This is a genomic window from Pseudomonas sp. G11-1, from assembly GCF_024031555.1.
Classification (GTDB): domain Bacteria; phylum Pseudomonadota; class Gammaproteobacteria; order Pseudomonadales; family Pseudomonadaceae; genus Halopseudomonas; species Halopseudomonas bauzanensis.
Window position 1 is genome coordinate 961,932 of the sequence record NZ_QEYQ01000001.1, and the last position, 18,127, is coordinate 980,058.

An 18,127-nucleotide genomic window follows, 5' to 3' on the forward strand; every position below is an offset into this window, starting at 1 on the left:
CGAGACCCGAATTTGCGGTCCGGCCCCGGTGTCGCCGATGGATCCTTCGCCTTGGCGAAGGACGACGGGTTCCGGCTATACGCTCGAATACCGCGTGGTAAAGCGCTCCGTGAGTGAAAGGTTAGGAGTTTTTGTTTAGATAAGAACCATACTTGTTTGCATTGCGCCATTCTCAAGTATTGCTGGCATCCCCTTAACGCTTCCCCGTTGTACTGCCAGGAAGCCTCGCAGGAGTGCCACGGTTGACTGCCACCTTCAAATCCATCGATACAGCTACCCATGCCCGGCTGGTTGCCGATATTCGCAGGCAGGGCTTCGCCTGCATCCCCGACTACCTCAATGCCGAGCACCTGGCCCGCCTGCGCAGCGAGCTGTCGACCCAGGCAGTGCAGCACCATGGCAACTATTTCGCCTACCATGGCGGCTCGGCGGTCGAACGCAGCCTGCTGGGTCTGCTGGCCGAATCCACCGAGTTCTGCGCGCTGCTCGACTCCATCCATCGCCTGAGCTGCGCCCGGCCCGCCCATGATCCGGTAATCCGTCAGGTGCTGCGCTGCGTGCAAGGCCAGACCGGCCGACGCGAGTCCAATGCCTTCCATTACGATGCGACTCTGGTCACCGCCCTGGTGCCCATCGAGATTCCTCAGGACGCGGAACAATGTGGCGATCTGCTGATGTTTCCCAATATCCGGCCGGTGCGCTCCAATGCCGCGTTCAACCTGCTGGAGAAGGCGCTGCTGCAGAATCGCCTGAGCCGCGCACTGCTGGTCATTGCCATCCATCATGGCTGGGCCAGGCCGCTGCGATTGCTACTGCAACCAGGCAATCTCTATTTGTTCTGGGGCTACCGCACCCTGCATGCCAATGAGCCCTGCAGCCCCACACACCGCCGGGCCACGGCACTGTTCCATTACGGCGACCCCCACGCCGGCTGCCTGCTGACCCGCATGACCCTGAAACTGACCGAGCGGCGCGCCCGCCGGCGCAGCCGCCCGCCCCTGGGCAACCTCTAGCGACTGGCTGCCTGCAGTCGGGCGCCGCGCCGCTCGACCTGCTGGCCGATAGCGAATTCCGCGCCTGGCGAGCGGACCACCCGCTCCGCGCCATTGGCATCGCGCACTGCATAGGCCCTTTCTTCCAGGCCGCTGGCGGTCTGCAGACCCTGACCGACGAACAGCCCGACGCCAGCGCCCACCAGCGCACCCAGCGGGCCACCGGCGGCGCCGCCGAGCATGAGGCCGGTACTCACTCCCAGGGCGCCGCCGGCGGTGGTATCTGTGGTCTCGGCGACGACCTCGTCGGCCAGGGCAAGATGGCCGGCGGTGGTCAGCGCCAGGGTCAGTGCGAGGGTGATGATGGATTTCATAGGATTCTCCTGTGGGATGTAAAAGCTCCCGGTTCACCTATCACAAAGCGTGCCACCGCCGGAATTGACCGAAATCAAGGATTTGCCGGCCGCGAGTGGTCATATTCACAACCGTGTTTCTGGTAATGAAAACCCAAGCGTTGTGGATAGGACATGACTCCCAGCCCCGTGCTCACCACCCTTCTCCCGCTGCTGGATGATCTCAGTCGGGATCTGCCCCAGGCCGAACACTACCGGCGCCTGCTGCTGGCGCTGCGCGCCTGTCTGCCGTGCGATGCGCTGGCGCTGTTGCGTCTGGACGGTGATCTGCTAGTGCCGGTGGCAGTGCTGGGACTGAGTCCGGACACCCTGGGCCGCCGCTTCCGGGTGAGCGAGCATCCGCGGCTGGCGCAGGTTCTGGGCAGCCGGGGTGCCATCCGCTTTGCCGCTGACTGCGACCTGCCAGATCCCTATGACGGTCTGGTCGAAGGGACACCGGGGCGCCTGCAGGTCCATGACTGCCTGGGTTGCCCGCTGACCATTGATGACCGCCCCTGGGGTCTGCTCAGCCTGGATTCGCTGGACCCAGCCCGCTTTGGCCATATCGATCTTCCCAGCCTGGAAGCATTCACCCGCCTGGCGGCAGCCACGGTCAAGGCGTGCGAGCGTATGAACAGGCTGACGCGTCAGGCCGAGGATGGGCGAAAGCTCGCGGAAACCTGGCGCCAGGTCGCCAGCTGCGCTACTTCCCGAGAGCTGATCGGTGCCAGCCAGGCCCACCGGCATCTGCTGAAAGAAATCGATCTTGTAGCCAGAAGTGATCTTTCGGTATTGATCAGCGGCGAAACGGGCGTGGGCAAGGAGCTGGTCGCCCAGGCGGTCCATCAGCGATCCGAGCGCCGCAACAAGCCGTTGATCAGCCTCAACTGCGCCGCGCTGCCCGAGTCGCTGGTCGAGAGTGAGCTATTCGGTCATGTGCGCGGCGCATTCTCCGGCGCCACCGGCACCCGCGGTGGCAAGTTCGAGCTGGCCGATGGCGGCACACTGTTTCTCGATGAGGTCGGCGAACTGCCGCTGAGCGTGCAGGCCAAGCTGCTGCGGGTACTGCAGAACGGCCAGTTGCAGCGTCTGGGGTCGGATCAGCAACTGCACGTGGACGTGCGCATCATCGCCGCCACCAACCGGGATCTGGCAGAGGAAGTGCGCGCCGGGCGTTTTCGCGCCGACCTGTACCACCGTCTCGGCGCCTATCCATTGCGTGTGCCCGCGCTGCGTGAGCGCGACGGCGATGTGCTGTTGCTGGCCGGCTACTTTCTGGAACAGGGCCGCACCCGGCTCCAGGCTCCCGGGCTGGGGTTGAGCCAGGCGGCTCGCGACGCCCTGCTGGCCTATGACTGGCCGGGCAATGTGCGCGAGCTGGAGCACCTGGTCAGTCGGGCCATTCTCCGAGCCCGGGCCAGGGGCGCGGGCGCGCCGTTACCGCTGCAGCTGTCTGCGGCGGATCTGGATCTGGCCGCAGTTGTCGCTCCCGCCAGCGTCGCCGCGCAGATCGCCAATGCACAGTTGCCGCATTACGGGCTGCGCCAGGCGGTAGACGCCTATCAGCGCCAGCTCATCGAAACCGTACTGACCCACAATCACGGCAACCTGTCGGCGACTGCCCGTGCCCTGCAGATCGATCGCGGCAATCTGCACCGGCTGGTCCGGCGGCTCGGGCTGGTAGTCACAGGCAGACCCGATCGCCGCGCTGGCTCCGGAAGTGATAGCGATACTCATCAGAAAATTGCCCCGTATTTGACAGGATGTTGATACTGATCAAGTCTTCTTTAACTGGGGGTTATTAGAATGAAAATACTCTTGATATGGAAAGAACTGCTATGAAGTTGTCGATAGTTGCCGCGGTTCTCAGCAGATGGATGCTGGCCATCGGCCTGTTGTTCGCGACCCTGTCACTGGCACCCGTGTTGGCCGCCGATCAATCCCTCATCGATCAACGGATCGAACAGTTCTTCCCCCAGGCGACCGTCATTTCCGAACCGGAAGGCGACTACGGGGTGCGCACGCTCAGCGATGCCGTCGGCACGGTGTACGGTTACGCCTTCGAAAGCATCAACGTGCTCAACATTCCTGCCTATTCCGGCAAGCCGATCAATATGCTGGTGCTGATGGACACCGACGGGGTAATTCAGGACGCCTACGTGCTGGAACACCACGAACCTATCCTGCTGATCGGTATTCCCGAGCAGAAACTGCATGATTTCACTGCCCTGTATGCCGGCGTCAAGGCGGACCAGCGGGTGGTGGTTGGCCGCTCCAGGGATGAGAACGCCATTACCGTCGATGCCGTGTCCGGCGCGACGGTGACGGTGATGGTGGTCAACGAGATCGTCATGCGCGCGGCGCATGACGTGGCCGCATCGCTGGGCCTGGTCAAGGGCAATCTCACCGCCCGCGGCAAGCCGGCGACCGTCCGTGAGGATGTCTACCAGGAGGCCAGCTGGCCTGAGCTGACCGGCGACGGCTCGATCCGCCGACTGCTGTTGAGCAACGCGGATATCAACCGCGCCTTCCAGGGCACTGAAGCCGAGGGTGTCGACGAGGCTCCGGCGGAACGCAGCGAGGAAACCTTCATTGATCTGTATACCACCTGGCTGAACGCGCCGACCATCGGCCGCGCCGTGCTGGGCGACAACCAGTATCGTTTCCTGATGGACGATCTCAAGCCCGGCGAACATGCCTTCGCGGTGCTGGGCAGCGGCCAGTATTCGTTCAAGGGCTCGGGCTATGTGCGCGGCGGCATCTTCGACCGGGTACAGATTCGTCAGTTCGGCAACATCCACAGCTTCCGCGACCTGGACCATATCCGCCTGTATGACGTGATGGCCGAGGGCGCCCCGCCATTCCAGGAAATGGCCATCTTCATCCTCCGTGAAGATGCCGGCTTCGATCCCGGCACGCCCTGGACCCTGGAGTTGCTGGTCCGCCGCCAGACCGGCCCGGTGGACAGTATCTTCGTCAGCTTCGAGCTGCCCTATGAAACGCCCGAGCACTACATCGAACGCCCGGTACCCACGCCCGAGGAGCTGCGTGCCATCGAGGAGGCCAATCGGCCGGTGTGGGTCAACATCTGGTATCAGAAAAGCTTCCAGGTCGGGGTGGTCCTGGCCGCCCTGCTGCTGTTGACGGTGATCCTGTTCTTCCAGGACAACTTCGCCCGGCATCCGAACTTCCTGCGCTGGCTGCGTCATGGCTACCTGACCTTCACCGTGGTGTTCATCGGCTGGTACGCCCTGGGCCAGCTGTCGATCGTCAACGTGTTGACCTTCGTCCATGCGCTGGTAACCGAGTTCCGTTGGGAGCTGTTCCTCAGCGACCCGGTCATCTTCATCATCTGGACCTTCACCGCTGCCAGTATCCTGCTCTGGGGTCGCGGGGTGTTCTGCGGCTGGCTGTGCCCCTTCGGTGCATTGCAGGAGCTGATCAACGAGATCGCCCGCAAGCTGAAGATTCCCCAGTACGAACTGCCCTTCGCGGTGCATGAGCGGCTGTGGGCGATCAAGTACATCATCCTGCTGGTGCTGTTCGGCATTTCCCTGGAATCCATGGCGCTGGCCGAGAAGGCCGCCGAGGTGGAGCCATTCAAGACCGCTATTACCCTGAAGTTCGATCGCCAGTGGTGGTTCGTGCTGTACGCGGTGATCCTGCTGGTGGTGAACATCTTCACCCGCAAGGTGTTCTGCCGCTACATCTGCCCGCTCGGCGCGGCCCTCTCGGTCACCAGCCGCGTGCGCCTGTTCGACTGGCTCAAGCGCCGCAAGGAATGTGGCAACCCCTGCCAGCTGTGCGCCAAGGAATGCGAGATCCAGGCGATTCACCCCGATGGGCACATCAATCACAACGAGTGCCATTACTGCCTCGATTGCCAGATGACCTATCACAACGAGAACAAGTGTCCTCCGCTGATCCTCAAGAACAAGCGCAAGACACGTGGAAAGAAGGCGCCGGACGAGCAGTTGATTCCGGTGGTGCAAGTAGTCGAACCCTGACCCGCAAGGTCAATGAAGATGGCCCAATAAGGAGCTGAACATGAGCGACAACCCCAACAACCTTCCGGCCAACCCGGAATCCAAAGGACTGAGCCGGCGCGGCTTTCTCGGCGCCAGCGCGATGACCGGGGCGGCGGTAGCGGCCACTGCCTTCGGCGGGGCGGTGATGAGCCGCGAAACCTGGGCCCAAGCGGTCAGCGACGCCCAGAAAAAGGCGCAGGCGAAAATTCATGTCGGGCCCGGCGAGCTGGATACCTATTACGGTTTCTGGTCCGGCGGCCACCAGGGTGAAGTGCGGGTCTTCGGTGTGCCCTCCATGCGCGAGCTGATGCGTATCCCGGTATTCAACGTCGATTCCGCCACCGGCTGGGGTCTGACCAACGAGAGCCGTGCCATATTGGGCGACAGCGCGAAGTTCCTCAATGGCGACTGCCACCACCCGCACCTGTCCATGACCGATGGCAAGTACGACGGCAAATACCTGTTCATCAACGACAAGGCCAACAGCCGTGTGGCGCGTATCCGTCTGGACATCATGAAAACGGACAAGATCACCACCGTGCCCAACGTGCAGGCCATCCACGGTCTGCGCCTGCAGAAGGTGCCGCACACCAAGTACGTGTTCTGCAACGCCGAGTTCATCATCCCGCATCCGAACGATGGCAAGAATTTCGCCATGGATGACGAGAACAGCTACACCATGTACAACGCGATCGACGCGGAAACCATGGAAGTGGCCTGGCAGGTCATCGTCGATGGCAACCTCGACAATACCGACGCCGATTACACCGGTCGTTTCGCCGCCTCCACCTGCTACAACTCGGAAAAGGCGCTGGATCTGGGCGGCACCATGCGCAATGAGCGCGACTGGGTGGTGGTATTCGACGTGGAGGCCATCGAAGCTGAACTGAAGGCCGGCAACTTCATCACCTTGGGCGACTCCGAGGTGCCGGTGCTCGACGGCCGCAAGAAGGATGGCCAGGACAGCAAGGTCACTCGCTACATTCCAGTACCGAAGAACCCCCACGGCCTGAATACCTCTCCTGACGGCAAGTACTTCATCGCCGCCGGCAAGCTGTCGCCCACCGCCTCGATCATTGCCATCGACAAGCTGCCTGACCTGTTTGCCAACAAGTTCGAAGATCCGCGCGAGGTCATTGTCGGTGAGCCCGAACTGGGTCTGGGGCCGCTGCACACGACCTTCGACGGCCGCGGCAACGGCTACACCACCCTGTTCATCGACAGCCAGGTGGTCAAGTGGAATATCGAAGAAGCGATCCAGGCCTACAATGGTGAAAGCGTCAATTACATCAAGCAGAAGCTGGATGTGCATTATCAGCCGGGCCATACCCACGCATCACTGACCGAAACCTCCGAAGCCGATGGCCAGTGGCTGGTGGTCCTGAGCAAGTTCTCCAAGGACCGCTTCCTGCCAACGGGCCCGCTGCATCCCGAAAACGACCAGCTGATCGACATCTCCGGTGAGGAAATGATCCTGGTGCACGACGGCCCCACCTTCGCCGAACCGCACGACTGCATCATGGCGCGCCGCGATCAGATCCGCACTAAGAAGATCTGGGACCGCAACGACCCCTTCTTCGCCGATACCGTGAAGATGGCCGAGGCCGATGGCATCAACCTGACCAGCGACAGCAAGATCATCCGCGACGGCAACAAGGTCCGGGTGTACATGGTGTCGATGGCACCGTCCTTCGGTATCAACGAGTTCACCGTCAAGCAGGGCGACGAAGTCACCGTGATCATCACCAACATTGACCAGATCGAGGACGTATCCCACGGCTTCGTCATGGTCAACCATGGTGTGAGCATGGAGATCAGCCCGCAACAGACCTCGTCGATTACCTTCACCGCCGACCAGGCCGGGGTGTATTGGTACTACTGCAGCTGGTTCTGCCATGCCCTGCACATGGAAATGTGTGGTCGCATGCTGGTCGAACCGGCGTGATGCGTTGCCCGGCGCCTCCATCGACGCTCCGGGCATCAGCATAAAGCGGTTGTAGGAGCGGTCTTGACCGCGAAGCCTTTCGTCAGGCCCGTTCGCGGCCAAGGCCGCTCCCACATAAGCCCGGCCCGGAAAAAGCAAGATCCGCCTAAGGGCGCGCATTCCAAGCGGCATAAGGAAACAGCATTGTTCGAGCATCAGGCCATACGCTGGCGCCTCCCGGCATTCATATTGTTGTGCGGCCTCGGCACGACGGTACGTGCCGCCCCTCAACCCTTATCTGCCCTGCCACTTCAACCCGCCGCCGATGGCTGGGTGCTCCCCGCAGGAGACCATGTCGGCCCGTTCGTCATCGACCAGCCCATCACCCTGCGCTGTGCGGAGGGCGCGGTGCTCCAGTCGGCAGGCCAGGGCAACGTCCTGACCATCAGCGCGAGCGATGTCACCATCGAGAATTGCGATTTGCGCAACTGGGGACACAACCTGACCGACATGAACGCGGCCATCTTCGTCGAACAGACGGCCAAGGACGTGGTATTGCGCAACAACCATCTGCGCGGACCGGGGTTCGGTATCTGGTCGGATAGCACGCGCAATCTGCGGGTCGAGCGCAATCTGGTCGAGGGCGATCCCGAGCTCCGCTCCCAGGATCGTGGCAACGGTATCCACCTGATCAATACCAACGAGGCCACTGTTATCGACAATCGCGTGTTGAACACCCGCGACGGCATCTACCTGGGCAACTCGAACAACAACCTTATTCAGGGCAACCTGATGGAGGACCTGCGCTTCGGCATCCATTACATGTTCTCCCAAAGCAACCGGGTGATCGACAACACCACCCGCCGCACCCGCACTGGCTACGCGCTGATGCAGAGCCGCATGCTGACGGTCGAGAACAACCGCTCCGAGGATGACCGCAACTACGGCATCCTGATGAATTTCATCACCTATTCCACAATCAGCAATAACTTCGTGTCCAACGTCCAGCGTGGCCAGACCGGCGACGACAGCATGATCAAGGGCGGCGAAGGCAAGGCGCTGTTCATCTACAACTCGCTGTTCAACACCATCCACAACAACCACTTCGAACGCAGCAACCTGGGCATCCACCTCACCGCCGGATCGGAGAACAACAAGATCAGCAGCAATGCCTTCGTCGGTAACGAACAGCAGGTCAAATACGTCGCCACCCGCACCCAGGAATGGTCGGTCGAGGGCCGCGGCAACTACTGGAGCGATTACCTGGGCTGGGATCGCAACGAGGACGGCCTGGGCGACGTCCCCTATGAGCCCAACGACAACGTCGACCGCCTGCTGTGGATGTACCCGCAGGTGCGGCTGCTGATGAACAGCCCGGCCATTCAGTTGCTGCGCTGGGTACAGCGGGCCTTCCCGGTCATCAAGATGCAGGGCGTGCAGGACAGTCATCCGCTGATGCAGTTGCCCACCACCCATCTGACTCAACGAACACAGGAATCCCCTTGATGAATGCGGTTGAAATTCGCGGCGTCAGCAAACGTTACGGCAAGGTGACCGCGCTGCGCCAATTGGATCTGCAACTGGCGCCGGGCGAAGTGCTGGGCCTGTTCGGGCACAATGGCGCCGGCAAAACCACCACCATGAAACTCATCCTCGGCCTGCTTACGCCCACCGAGGGGCAGGTGCAGGTACTGGGCGGCACGCCGAACACCCCGGACATCCGCCGCCAGCTTGGTTATCTGCCGGAGAACGTGATGTTCTACCCGCAGCTGACCGGCCGCGAGACCCTGCATCACTTCGCCCGCATCAAGGGCGCCGCCGGCCAGCAGGCCGATGATCTGCTGGAACAGGTCGGGCTGGCCCATGCCGTCGACCGACGGGTCAAGACCTATTCCAAGGGAATGCGCCAGCGTCTGGGACTGGCCCAGGCACTGCTCGGCAACCCGCAGCTGCTGCTGCTCGATGAACCCACCGTGGGGCTGGACCCGATCGCCACCCAGGATCTGTACATCCTCATCGATACCCTGCGCCAGCAAGGCACCAGCGTGGTGCTCTGCTCCCACGTGCTGCCAGGGGTGGAAGCCCACATCAACCGCGCTGCCATCCTTGCCGGTGGTCAGCTGGAAGCCAGCGGCACCCTGACCAGCCTGCGCAGCGAAGCCGGTCTGCCGTCACGTATTCGCGCCAGCGGCCTGCAGCATCGGGAGCAATTACTGCAGAGCCTGGGCGCAGAGGGCCAGACCCCACGGCCGCTGGGCAGCGACAGTATCGAGCTGGTCGGCAGCAGCAGCGGCAAGATCGCCCTGCTGCGCCAATTGCTGGAGCAGGACCAGCCCAGCGATATCGAGATCATCCAACCCTCGCTGGAGGATCTGTACCGTTACTACACCGACCGTGCAAAGCAGGCGCAGGCCGCGGAGGGCAAGGCATGAATCAGATCTGGAATATTGCCCGCAAGGAACTGAGCGACGGTCTGCGCAACCGCTGGTTGCTGGCGATCAGCCTGCTGTTTGCGGCGCTGGCGGTGGGCATCGCCTGGCTCGGCGCGGCGGCCTCGGGGCAGTTGGGCTTTACCTCGATCCCGGCGACCATCGCCAGCCTGGCCAGCCTGGCGACCTTTCTGATGCCGCTAATCGCCCTGCTGTTGGCCTATGACGCCATCGTCGGCGAGGACGAGGGCGGCACCCTGATGTTGCTGATGACCTACCCCATCGGCCGCGGCCAGATCCTGCTCGGCAAGTTCGTCGGCCACGGCCTGATCCTGGCGCTGGCGGTGCTGATCGGTTTCGGTTGCGCGGCGGTGGCCATCGCCCTGCTGGTCGAGGATATCGAGGTCGGCCTGCTGGTCTGGGCATTCGGCCGCTTCATGCTGTCCTCGACTCTGCTGGGTTGGGCCTTCCTGGCGCTGGCCTATCTGCTGAGCAGCATGGTCAGTGAGAAATCCAGCGCCGCCGGCATGGCCCTGGGCGTGTGGTTTCTGTTTGTGCTGGTGTTCGATCTGGCGCTGCTGGCACTGCTGGTATTCAGCGAAGGCGAGTTCAATCCCGACCTGCTGCCCTGGCTGTTGCTGCTCAACCCGACTGACATCTACCGGCTAATCAACCTGTCCGGCTTCGACGGCGCCAATGCCATCGGCGTACTGTCGCTGGGCGAGGACCTGCCCATCGGTGGCGCCCTGCTCTGGCTGTGCCTGCTGGCATGGGCCGGCCTGGCGCTGCTATTGGCCTATATTGCATTTCGGCGCCGTGCCGCCTGATCAGAAAACCAGAATAGGAAAACTGTCATGAACATGAGTTACAAATCTGGCCTACGCACCGCTCTGCTGATGCTGTTCGCGCTCACCCTCACCGCCTGCGGTGAACAGGAGGAGGCGCCGGTGAAGCTGGACCCGGTCGCCTTTCACGAGGCCGATGAGTGCCACGTGTGCGGGATGATCATCGCGGACTTCCCCGGCCCCAAAGGCCAGGCAGTGGAGCGCAATGAGGTGAAGAAATTCTGCTCCACTGCGGAAATGCTGAGCTGGTGGCTGCAACCGGAGAACCGCATTCTGGATGCCCGACTCTATGTGCATGACATGGGCCAGAGTCAGTGGGATCAGCCCGACGACGGCCATCTGATCGACGCCCGGAAAGCCTGGTACGTATCCGGCACGCCACTGAAGGGCGCCATGGGTGCGTCCCTCGCGTCCTTCGCCGACCAGGCTGCCGCCGAGGCATTGGCCGCGGAGCACAACGGTACGGTGCTGCACTTCGACGAGATCGACCAGGAATTTCTGCAGCAGGCTGCAGCGGCGCAGCACGGTGACATGCACGACATGATACAGCAGGGCGATATGCACGATATGGGCGACATGATGCAGGGCGACCTGCAGTGACCAACCAAGACAACCACGCCGGCCATCGTGGCCGGCCAACACGGTAAGGGAGTAACTCGAGATGATGGGCATCAGTATCTGGCAACTTCTGATCATTCTGCTGATCGTGGTCACGCTGTTCGGCACCAAGCGCCTGCGCGGACTGGGTAACGACGTCGGTAGCGCCATCAGCGGCTTCCGCAAGGCGGTCAACGACGGCGAAAACAGTCCCCAGGCACTGGAGGCGGAAAAGCTCAAGAGCCAGCAATAATGGCTACCAGCGAGCCGCGACAAATTGCCACTATGGCTCATGTCATGGTTACCTCGGCCGATATAGCAGGAAAGGAATCGATCGGCAGAGGTGACCATGTGGTGGCGCAGCAAGAACGACGAAGTACAGGCTCTGCAACAGGACAAGCAACGGCTGGAAGCCGAAGTGGCCAGACAGGCCTGCCATATCGCCCAACTGGAACGGCAACTGGCCGAGCGCGAGCAGGGTGATCAGCGCCAGCTGCGCTACTACCGCCACGTCTCCGGCAACCTTATCCGCTTCAGCACCTCGGTCACCCACCTCGGCGACTCCTTCGAATATCTGGCCGGTCAGCTCAATCGCGACCGCGAGCATGCCGCCCAGGTAGCCAGCGCCGCGCTGAGCAACCAGCAGCGCTTCGATGAGCTGCGCCACAAGGCGACCGCCATGGAAAGCGGGCTGATCGGCGCCTCGAACCAGGTCGAGACGCTGTCCGAACACTCCGCGGAGATCAACGGCATCGTCGATCTCATCGGCGGCATCGCCAGCCAGACCAATCTGCTCGCCCTCAACGCCGCCATCGAAGCCGCCCGCGCCGGTGACGCCGGGCGCGGTTTTGCTGTGGTGGCCAGCGAGATCCGCCACTTGGCTGAGCGCACTGCCCAGGCTACCAGCGACATCGTCGCCCGGATCGATGAGCTGCAGCACATCACCGGCGCGGTGCAGCAGTACATCCAGTCCCAGGGCGCGCTGGCCGAGGACTTCAGCCGCACCACCCAAGATGCCGTGGCCGGCATGGACGTGTTGCACGGTCTGGCTGGGGAAATGCAACGCGGCATCGAGACCTCGGCCTTCCGCGCCGGGGTTGAACTGGCCAACCTGGATGAGCTGTCACTCAAGTTCGTGGTCTACAACCACCTGCTGGGCCAGCGCGGCGCGCCCTTGCCGGCTCTGCCCAGCGAGCGCGAATGCCGCTTCGGCAGGTGGTACTACGGCGACGGCAGCCAGAGCATCCAGCAATTCCAGCACTTCCGGGAGATCGAACGGCCGCATACCGCGGTACACAGCGAGGGGCTCGCGGCCATGCGCTGTTTCAACGAGGGCTCGCTGGAGACTGCCGTGCAGCATCTCGGCGAGATGGAAGAAGCCAACCTGGCCGTGATGCGCATCGTCGCGGAGGTGGTGACGGCCTTCGAACAGCGCCAGGCTGCCGTCTGAGCGGGCCACCGCGACAATAAAAGTCCGAATCTTTGCCCTCCCTGCCCGTCCAACAGGTACAGGATCACCAGTGGAGAAACAGAGATGAACGACACGCAGAATTACGTCTATCAGAAAGAAGGCTGCCCCTTTGCTGACAAGGCCACCGCACTGCTGGACAAGCATCGAGTACCCTACCGGGTACATGTGTTCGCCGATGCCACCGAGGAGCAACTGTTCAAGGAGGAACAAGGGGTCGATACCACCCCGCAGATCTTCCTCGACAGCCAGCGTATCGGCGGTTACGACGAGCTGGTGGCGCATTTCGGTGAACAGCCGGAGGCGGAGTGATAGAGGCGACCGCGCCAACTATCTCGCCAGTGAACAAACCCGACGAGTGGCCTATTGCCTTTGGGTTTCAGATGATTGATGCTCTCGGGGGTCAGCTTCGCTGAATGCGCCGCATCAGCGACACCTACAGGGAGAACAAGAATATGCTCAGAGCATATCTGGATATGGAGTTCACCAGTCTCGCCAGTCATGCGCGATTGATCAGTCTGGCGCTCGTGACCAACGACGGCCGCGAGCTGTACCTGGAACTGATCGATAACTGGGAAGTGGATGATTGTTCGGGATTTGTCCAGGCCACCGTGCTGCCCAAGCTCGATCTGCAATCCCATGGCCTGACTACCAGCAAGGCGCGCCAGCGCCTGCGCACCTTTCTCGCCGCCATCGCCCCGGTGGAAATCCTTACCGCTTCGCCCCATTGGGATCGGCCTTTGCTGGACTGGCTGCTGGGCCCCGATGGGCTACCCTTGAATGTGCGCATGCGCGCCATTGCCACCGCCTCGATCAGCGGGGATGGCATGCTGGAAGTGCCGCATCATGCGCTGGCGGATGCGCGCCTGTTTGCCGGCCAGGCCGAGCGCGCCTGCATGGCCTGATCATCGCAACCTAAGGTTGCGCGGGCCTGATCGAGAAAGCCGGCCGGCTATCGCGATGGGACCCTCTGCATGACACAGCCATGGCCGCTCCCCTGGGAGCCCAACCCGCAGTACCGCAAACGCGTGGCATATTTCTCCATGGAGTACGCCATCGACCAGCCGCTGAAAATCTACTCAGGCGGGTTGGGATTTCTGGCCGGCTCCCACATGCGCAGCGCCTTCGACCTGCGGCAGAATCTGATCGGCATCGGCATGCTGTGGAAGAATGGCTATTACGATCAGGTCCGTCATGATGACCAAAGCATGCGGGTGCAGTTTCAGAAGAAGTACTACCCGTTCCTGGTCGATACCGGCATTTGCGTCCCGGTCACCGTCAACGGTCATCAGGTCTGGGTCAAGGCGCTGCGGCTGCCGGCCGAGGTCTTCAACACCGCTCCCCTTTATCTGCTGACCACCGATATCCCCGAGAACGACTATCTCGCGCGGACCATTACCCACCGCCTGTACGACACCGAGCCGTCGACCCGCATCGCCCAGAGCATAGTACTGGGGCTGGGCGGCGCTCGGGTGGTGGAGCAGCTCGGGGGCGCTGATGTCTGCCATCTGAATGAGTCCCATGGCCTGCCGCTGGCGTTCCACTTGATGGCGCAGTTGCAGGACAGCCAGGCGGTGCGGCGCCGTATCGTCTTCACCACCCATACTCCAGAGAAGGCTGGGAATCCTGAACACGACCAGGACTTTCTGCAACAGATGGGGTTTTTCGGTGACCTGTCTGCGGCGCAGGTTACCGAGCTGACCGGCATGCGCGGCCCGCGTTTCAGTCATACCCTGGCTGCACTGCGCGTTGCCGGCCGGGCCAACGGTGTTTCCCGTGTGCATGGCCAGGTCGCCAACCGCATGTGGGGTGACGAGCCGGGAATCTGCCCTATCAGCTCGGTGACCAATGCCCAGAATGCGCGGTTCTGGCAGGACCAGGCGTTGCGTCAGGCAGTGGAACTGGACGATGATGCCGCCCTGATTCGCCGCAAACGGGAGCTCAAGCGCCAGCTGTTTCAGGTGGTGGCGGACCAGACCGGCAAACTTTTCGACCCCGAGGTGCTGACCATTGTCTGGGCCAGGCGCTTCGCCGCCTACAAGCGGGCCGATCTGCTGCTGCATGACGTTTACCGCTTCTGCCGATTGATCGAGCAGGAGGACCGTCCAGTGCAGTTGATCTGGGCCGGCAAGCCCTTTCCTTTCGATCAGACCGCCATCGACCTGTTCAATCGGCTGATACGGCTGTCCTACAAGACCGCACGCTGCGCGGTGCTGACCGGTTATGAAATCCAGCTGTCACGGCTGCTGAAACAGGGCGCGGACGTATGGCTGAACACACCCCAGCGGTTGCGCGAAGCATCCGGCACCAGCGGCATGACCGCGGCAATGAATGGCGCGGTGAACTTGTCGATCAGCGATGGCTGGGTGCCTGAATTCGCCCGCGACGGACTCAACTGCCTGCTGATCCCCGATGCCGATCCCACATTGGATGTCGCCGCGCAGGACGCAGCGGACTATTCTCAGTTGATGAACATCATTGAGCATCGGGTCCGGCCGTTGTATTACGACCAGCACGAACACTGGCTGTCACTGGTCAAACAAGGCATGCACGACGTGCTGCCCCGATTCGATTCCGACCGGATGGCAGACGAGTATTATCGGACTATGTATGGGCAATGAGCTCCGGAGGCGAACATGGCAACGGGCTGGGCGCAGGACGGTGCAGTACAGGAGCAGATCGATGACACCATCAAGGACGCGGTCGAGCGGGCACGCAGCAGGTTGCCGGCGGGCGAAAGCCGCAGCCACTGCGAAGAATGCGAGGCGGTCATTCCCGAGGCACGCCGTAAGGCGGTGCCCGGAGTACAGCTGTGTGTGGAATGTCAGGCTGCCCGGGACCGCGAGCTGCAAGAAGCCGGTGGCTACAACCGTCGCGGCAGTAAAGATAGCCAGCTCCGTTGATTGGTGCCCGCCAGAAGGTGTCGCCCGTGAGCCTTGAACAGGGCCGGCCGCTGTTATCACTGACCGGTGGCGAGCCGCTGTTCATGGTGATGAACGCCGGGTCGGGCAAGCATGACAGCACCGAGATCCAGGCCACCATTCAGGCCGCTTGTGAGCGAGCCGGCCGCCGTTGTCAGCTGCTGTTGGTGGATCACGGCAGTGAGCTGCAGCGGGCTGCCGAACGGGCCGTGCACCTGGCGCGGGAACAAGCCGGGGCGGTGGTCGCGGTGGGTGGTGACGGCACCCTGCATGCGGTCTGCCAGGCGGTGGTGGGTCAGCAGGTGCCCTTCGGTGTGCTGCCGCAGGGCACTTTCAACTATTTCGGTCGCGCCCACGGTATTTCCCAGGATCTCGAACAGGCGTTGCAGCAGTTGTTCGATGCGCGCCTGACGCAGGTGAGCCTGGGCGAGCTCAACGGCCGATATTTCCTGGTCAATGCCAGTCTTGGACTATATCCCCGCCTGCTGGAAGACCGCGAAGCCTACAAGCAGCGGTATGGCCGCAGCCGCCTGGTCGCCCTGTGGTCGGCACTGGTCACCCTCGCCCGAGCGCACCGGCAGTTGCAGATCCAGCTGGATTATGCCAACCGGCATCGGCAATTGCGCACACCGACGCTGGTGGTATGCAACAACCCGCTGCAGCTGGAGCATATCGGTATCGATCCGCAGTTGCCGGAGGATGCCGACCACCTGGTCGCTCTGACCTCGCGACCGGTGGGCACCCTGGCGCTGTACGGCCTGTTGTTGCGGGGACTACTGAGCCGCATGGGCGAAGCGGACCAGGTGTCCAGCATCGGTTTCGAGCGGATGACCGTACATCTCGGCCGGCGCCCCCGGCTGGTCAAGGTAGCCATGGATGGGGAGATCTTCCGCATGCGCACGCCGCTGGAATTCAGCATCGCTGCCAAGTCATTGCCGCTGCTGATTCCCCGTACCGCCCCGCCACCGGACCATCCATGAGTAGAATCCTGCATCTCTCGGACCTGCATTTCGGCACCGAAGACCCGGCGGTGGTCCAGGCGCTGCTGCAACTGGCCGAAGAGCATCGTCCGAGTCTGTGCCTGCTCAGCGGCGATATCACCCAGCGCGCGCGGCGCAGCCAGTTCGCTGCCGCCGGCGCCTTCGTCCATCAACTGCCGGCGCCGGTGCTGGCGATACCCGGCAATCATGACTTGCCGCTGTTCAACCTGCCGCTGCGACTGCTGAATCCCTATGGCAACTATCGGAGGGTGTTCGGCGAATCACTTGCGCCAGAGCTGGTGCGGGACGATGTGTTGGTGATTGGCGTCAACAGCACCCGCGCGGCGCGGCACAAGAATGGCGAGGTGTCCGCAGAACAGATCCAGCAGGTAGCGCGGCGGCTGCAGCAGGCCAAGCCGGATCAATTGCGTGTGGTCATGCTGCATCACCCGGTATGCGCGATTCAGTCATCGGATCTGGCCAACCTGCTGATCGGTCGCGAACAGGCGGTACCGGCCTGGGTCGATGCGGGGATGGATCTGCTGCTGGCCGGCCACATTCATCTGCCCTATCGGTTGCCACTGGCCGGCAGCGGTCAGCGCCAGGCCTGGTCGCTCCAGGCCGGCACCGGGGTGTCGCAACGGGTGCGCGGCAGCATTCCCAATTCGGTCAACTTCATCGACTATGGATCGACCAATGGCCAGCGCTGGTGCCAGGTCACGCGCTGGGACTACGCCGTGGAGCAGGCACGCTTTCTGGCGCACGAACGGCAGTCGCTGCCGCTGCACGGCAGCGATTGAGCCTCACACCTCGGCGTTGTGGTAGATGTTCTGCACGTCCTCGACATCATTGAGCATGTCGATGAAACGTTCGAACATCGGCATATCCTCTTCGCTGATCGCTGTCGAGGTCTGCGGCAGGAACTGGATCTCATCCACCTCGAAATCGATCTCGCCCAGAGCCTCAGTCAACGCCTGACGCGCCTTGGCATATTCGGTGTTCGGGGTGAACACGGTGATGACACCGCTCTCGTTTTCGATATCGGTCACATCCACGTCCGCCATCATCAGGGCTTCGAGCACGGCTTCCTCATCATCGCCCTTGAATGCCAGAATCGCGCAATGATCGAACATGTGGCTGACGCTGCCGGGGGTGCCCATCTTGCACTTGGTCTTGGTGAAGCAATGGCGCACGTCAGCGATGGTGCGGTTGGGGTTGTCGGTCAGGCAATCGACAATGACGATGCAGTTGCCTGGCCCGAAACCTTCATAACGTGCCACGGCGAAATCTTCACCGCCGCCGCCCTTGGCCTTGTCGATGGCCTTGTCGATAACGTGGCCCGGTACCTGGTCCTTCTTGGCGCGGTCAATCAGCCCGCGCAGGCTCAAATTGCCGTTGGGATCGACACCGCCGGACTTGGCGCAGACATAGATCTCACGGGCATATTTGCTGTAGACCTTGGTTTTGGCATCGGCCGTTTTGGCCATGGATTCTTTGCGGTTTTGGTAAGCGCGTCCCATCGTGCAACCCCGAATTCAGAAAAAGCCGATT

Annotated in this window: 18 protein-coding genes and 1 pseudogene; 17 read left to right on the forward strand and 2 right to left on the reverse strand. The window is 62.3% G+C overall.

Features of this window, described 5'->3' with window-relative positions:
• Positions 1 to 242: 242 nt before the first annotated feature.
• Positions 243 to 1,013: a hypothetical protein gene (locus tag DHB74_RS04480; RefSeq protein ID WP_499160860.1), complete on the forward strand. Its 771-nt coding sequence runs from the start codon at positions 243 to 245 to the stop codon at positions 1,011 to 1,013.
• On the opposite strand, the gene DHB74_RS04485 is transcribed toward DHB74_RS04480, so the two are convergent.
• On the reverse strand, positions 1,010 to 1,366 hold the full coding sequence (locus tag DHB74_RS04485) for a hypothetical protein (RefSeq protein WP_499160861.1): 357 nt from the start codon (positions 1,364 to 1,366) through the stop codon (positions 1,010 to 1,012). The genes DHB74_RS04480 and DHB74_RS04485 overlap by 4 nt on opposite strands.
• 153 nt (positions 1,367 to 1,519) lie before the next feature.
• Here DHB74_RS04485 and norR point away from each other — a divergent pair, with 153 nt between their 5' ends.
• From norR to DHB74_RS04565, 16 genes and pseudogenes are all read left to right on the forward strand, one after another.
• A complete protein-coding gene (gene norR, locus DHB74_RS04490) occupies positions 1,520 to 3,154 on the forward strand; it encodes a nitric oxide reductase transcriptional regulator NorR (RefSeq protein WP_063607982.1) in 1,635 nt (544 codons plus the stop codon).
• Between the two features lie 68 nt (positions 3,155 to 3,222).
• Positions 3,223 to 5,391 (forward strand): transcriptional regulator NosR, encoded by a 2,169-nt coding sequence (gene nosR, locus DHB74_RS04495; protein ID WP_499160862.1) that lies wholly within the window; start codon positions 3,223 to 3,225, stop codon positions 5,389 to 5,391.
• 40 nt (positions 5,392 to 5,431) lie between these two features.
• The gene (gene nosZ / locus DHB74_RS04500) at positions 5,432 to 7,357 is read left to right on the forward strand and encodes a TAT-dependent nitrous-oxide reductase (protein WP_499160863.1); all 1,926 of its coding nucleotides are present in this window, start codon (positions 5,432 to 5,434) and stop codon (positions 7,355 to 7,357) included.
• A 183-nt stretch (positions 7,358 to 7,540) separates the two neighbouring features.
• Positions 7,541 to 8,842, forward strand: coding sequence for a nitrous oxide reductase family maturation protein NosD (locus tag DHB74_RS04505; protein ID WP_499160864.1), 1,302 nt, complete (start codon positions 7,541 to 7,543; stop codon positions 8,840 to 8,842).
• The gene (locus tag DHB74_RS04510; RefSeq protein ID WP_036989207.1) at positions 8,842 to 9,768 is read left to right on the forward strand and encodes an ABC transporter ATP-binding protein; all 927 of its coding nucleotides are present in this window, start codon (positions 8,842 to 8,844) and stop codon (positions 9,766 to 9,768) included. Before DHB74_RS04505 ends, DHB74_RS04510 begins: the two co-directional genes overlap by 1 nt.
• Positions 9,765 to 10,592, forward strand: a complete 828-nt coding sequence (locus DHB74_RS04515; RefSeq protein WP_036989206.1) for an ABC transporter permease — start codon at positions 9,765 to 9,767, stop codon at positions 10,590 to 10,592. The genes DHB74_RS04510 and DHB74_RS04515 overlap by 4 nt, the downstream gene beginning before the upstream one ends.
• 27 nt (positions 10,593 to 10,619) lie before the next feature.
• Positions 10,620 to 11,210, forward strand: a complete 591-nt coding sequence (locus DHB74_RS04520) for a nitrous oxide reductase accessory protein NosL (protein WP_036989205.1) — start codon at positions 10,620 to 10,622, stop codon at positions 11,208 to 11,210.
• 61 nt (positions 11,211 to 11,271) lie between these two features.
• Positions 11,272 to 11,460 carry a twin-arginine translocase TatA/TatE family subunit gene (gene tatA, locus DHB74_RS04525; protein WP_177173370.1) on the forward strand — a complete coding sequence of 63 codons (189 nt, stop codon included), beginning with the start codon at positions 11,272 to 11,274 and terminating at the stop codon, positions 11,458 to 11,460.
• 468 nt (positions 11,461 to 11,928) lie between these two features.
• Positions 11,929 to 12,180, forward strand: a pseudogene (locus DHB74_RS04530) (methyl-accepting chemotaxis protein); the annotation flags it as partial.
• Between the two features lie 84 nt (positions 12,181 to 12,264).
• Positions 12,265 to 12,657, forward strand: a complete 393-nt coding sequence (locus DHB74_RS04535; protein WP_499161028.1) for a CZB domain-containing protein — start codon at positions 12,265 to 12,267, stop codon at positions 12,655 to 12,657.
• A gap of 84 nt (positions 12,658 to 12,741) precedes the next feature.
• Complete coding sequence (locus DHB74_RS04540; protein ID WP_036989203.1) at positions 12,742 to 12,987, forward strand: glutaredoxin family protein; 246 nt, start codon at positions 12,742 to 12,744, stop codon at positions 12,985 to 12,987.
• 143 nt (positions 12,988 to 13,130) lie between these two features.
• Positions 13,131 to 13,580, forward strand: coding sequence for a hypothetical protein (locus DHB74_RS04545; protein ID WP_499160865.1), 450 nt, complete (start codon positions 13,131 to 13,133; stop codon positions 13,578 to 13,580).
• A gap of 69 nt (positions 13,581 to 13,649) precedes the next feature.
• Positions 13,650 to 15,296 (forward strand): alpha-glucan family phosphorylase, encoded by a 1,647-nt coding sequence (glgP, locus tag DHB74_RS04550; protein ID WP_499160866.1) that lies wholly within the window; start codon positions 13,650 to 13,652, stop codon positions 15,294 to 15,296.
• 15 nt (positions 15,297 to 15,311) lie between these two features.
• Positions 15,312 to 15,578: a DksA/TraR family C4-type zinc finger protein gene (locus DHB74_RS04555; protein ID WP_136868829.1), complete on the forward strand. Its 267-nt coding sequence runs from the start codon at positions 15,312 to 15,314 to the stop codon at positions 15,576 to 15,578.
• A gap of 26 nt (positions 15,579 to 15,604) precedes the next feature.
• Complete coding sequence (locus DHB74_RS04560) at positions 15,605 to 16,576, forward strand: diacylglycerol/lipid kinase family protein (RefSeq protein WP_499160867.1); 972 nt, start codon at positions 15,605 to 15,607, stop codon at positions 16,574 to 16,576.
• Positions 16,573 to 17,376: a metallophosphoesterase family protein gene (locus DHB74_RS04565; RefSeq protein ID WP_499160868.1), complete on the forward strand. Its 804-nt coding sequence runs from the start codon at positions 16,573 to 16,575 to the stop codon at positions 17,374 to 17,376. The genes DHB74_RS04560 and DHB74_RS04565 overlap by 4 nt, the downstream gene beginning before the upstream one ends.
• A gap of 3 nt (positions 17,377 to 17,379) precedes the next feature.
• On the opposite strand, the gene DHB74_RS04570 is transcribed toward DHB74_RS04565, so the two are convergent.
• Positions 17,380 to 18,096, reverse strand: coding sequence for a YebC/PmpR family DNA-binding transcriptional regulator (locus DHB74_RS04570; RefSeq protein WP_036989198.1), 717 nt, complete (start codon positions 18,094 to 18,096; stop codon positions 17,380 to 17,382).
• Positions 18,097 to 18,127 lie beyond the last annotated feature (31 nt).

Excerpts from the sequence above, each read along its gene's own strand:
- nosR (WP_499160862.1), top strand. The coding sequence starts at position 3,223 with ATGAAGTTGTCGATAGTTGCCGCGGTTCTCAGCAGATGGATGCTGGCC.
- DHB74_RS04545 (WP_499160865.1), top strand. The coding sequence starts at position 13,131 with ATGCTCAGAGCATATCTGGATATGGAGTTCACCAGTCTCGCCAGTCAT.
- DHB74_RS04535 (WP_499161028.1), top strand. The coding sequence starts at position 12,265 with ATGCAACGCGGCATCGAGACCTCGGCCTTCCGCGCCGGGGTTGAACTG.
- DHB74_RS04485 (WP_499160861.1), bottom strand. The coding sequence starts at position 1,366 with ATGAAATCCATCATCACCCTCGCACTGACCCTGGCGCTGACCACCGCC.
- DHB74_RS04570 (WP_036989198.1), bottom strand. The coding sequence starts at position 18,096 with ATGGGACGCGCTTACCAAAACCGCAAAGAATCCATGGCCAAAACGGCC.
- DHB74_RS04540 (WP_036989203.1), top strand. The coding sequence starts at position 12,742 with ATGAACGACACGCAGAATTACGTCTATCAGAAAGAAGGCTGCCCCTTT.
- DHB74_RS04515 (WP_036989206.1), top strand. The coding sequence starts at position 9,765 with ATGAATCAGATCTGGAATATTGCCCGCAAGGAACTGAGCGACGGTCTG.
- nosZ (WP_499160863.1), top strand. The coding sequence starts at position 5,432 with ATGAGCGACAACCCCAACAACCTTCCGGCCAACCCGGAATCCAAAGGA.
- DHB74_RS04555 (WP_136868829.1), top strand. The coding sequence starts at position 15,312 with ATGGCAACGGGCTGGGCGCAGGACGGTGCAGTACAGGAGCAGATCGAT.
- DHB74_RS04565 (WP_499160868.1), top strand. The coding sequence starts at position 16,573 with ATGAGTAGAATCCTGCATCTCTCGGACCTGCATTTCGGCACCGAAGAC.
- DHB74_RS04510 (WP_036989207.1), top strand. The coding sequence starts at position 8,842 with ATGAATGCGGTTGAAATTCGCGGCGTCAGCAAACGTTACGGCAAGGTG.
- norR (WP_063607982.1), top strand. The coding sequence starts at position 1,520 with ATGACTCCCAGCCCCGTGCTCACCACCCTTCTCCCGCTGCTGGATGAT.
- glgP (WP_499160866.1), top strand. The coding sequence starts at position 13,650 with ATGACACAGCCATGGCCGCTCCCCTGGGAGCCCAACCCGCAGTACCGC.
- tatA (WP_177173370.1), top strand. The coding sequence starts at position 11,272 with ATGATGGGCATCAGTATCTGGCAACTTCTGATCATTCTGCTGATCGTG.
- DHB74_RS04520 (WP_036989205.1), top strand. The coding sequence starts at position 10,620 with ATGAACATGAGTTACAAATCTGGCCTACGCACCGCTCTGCTGATGCTG.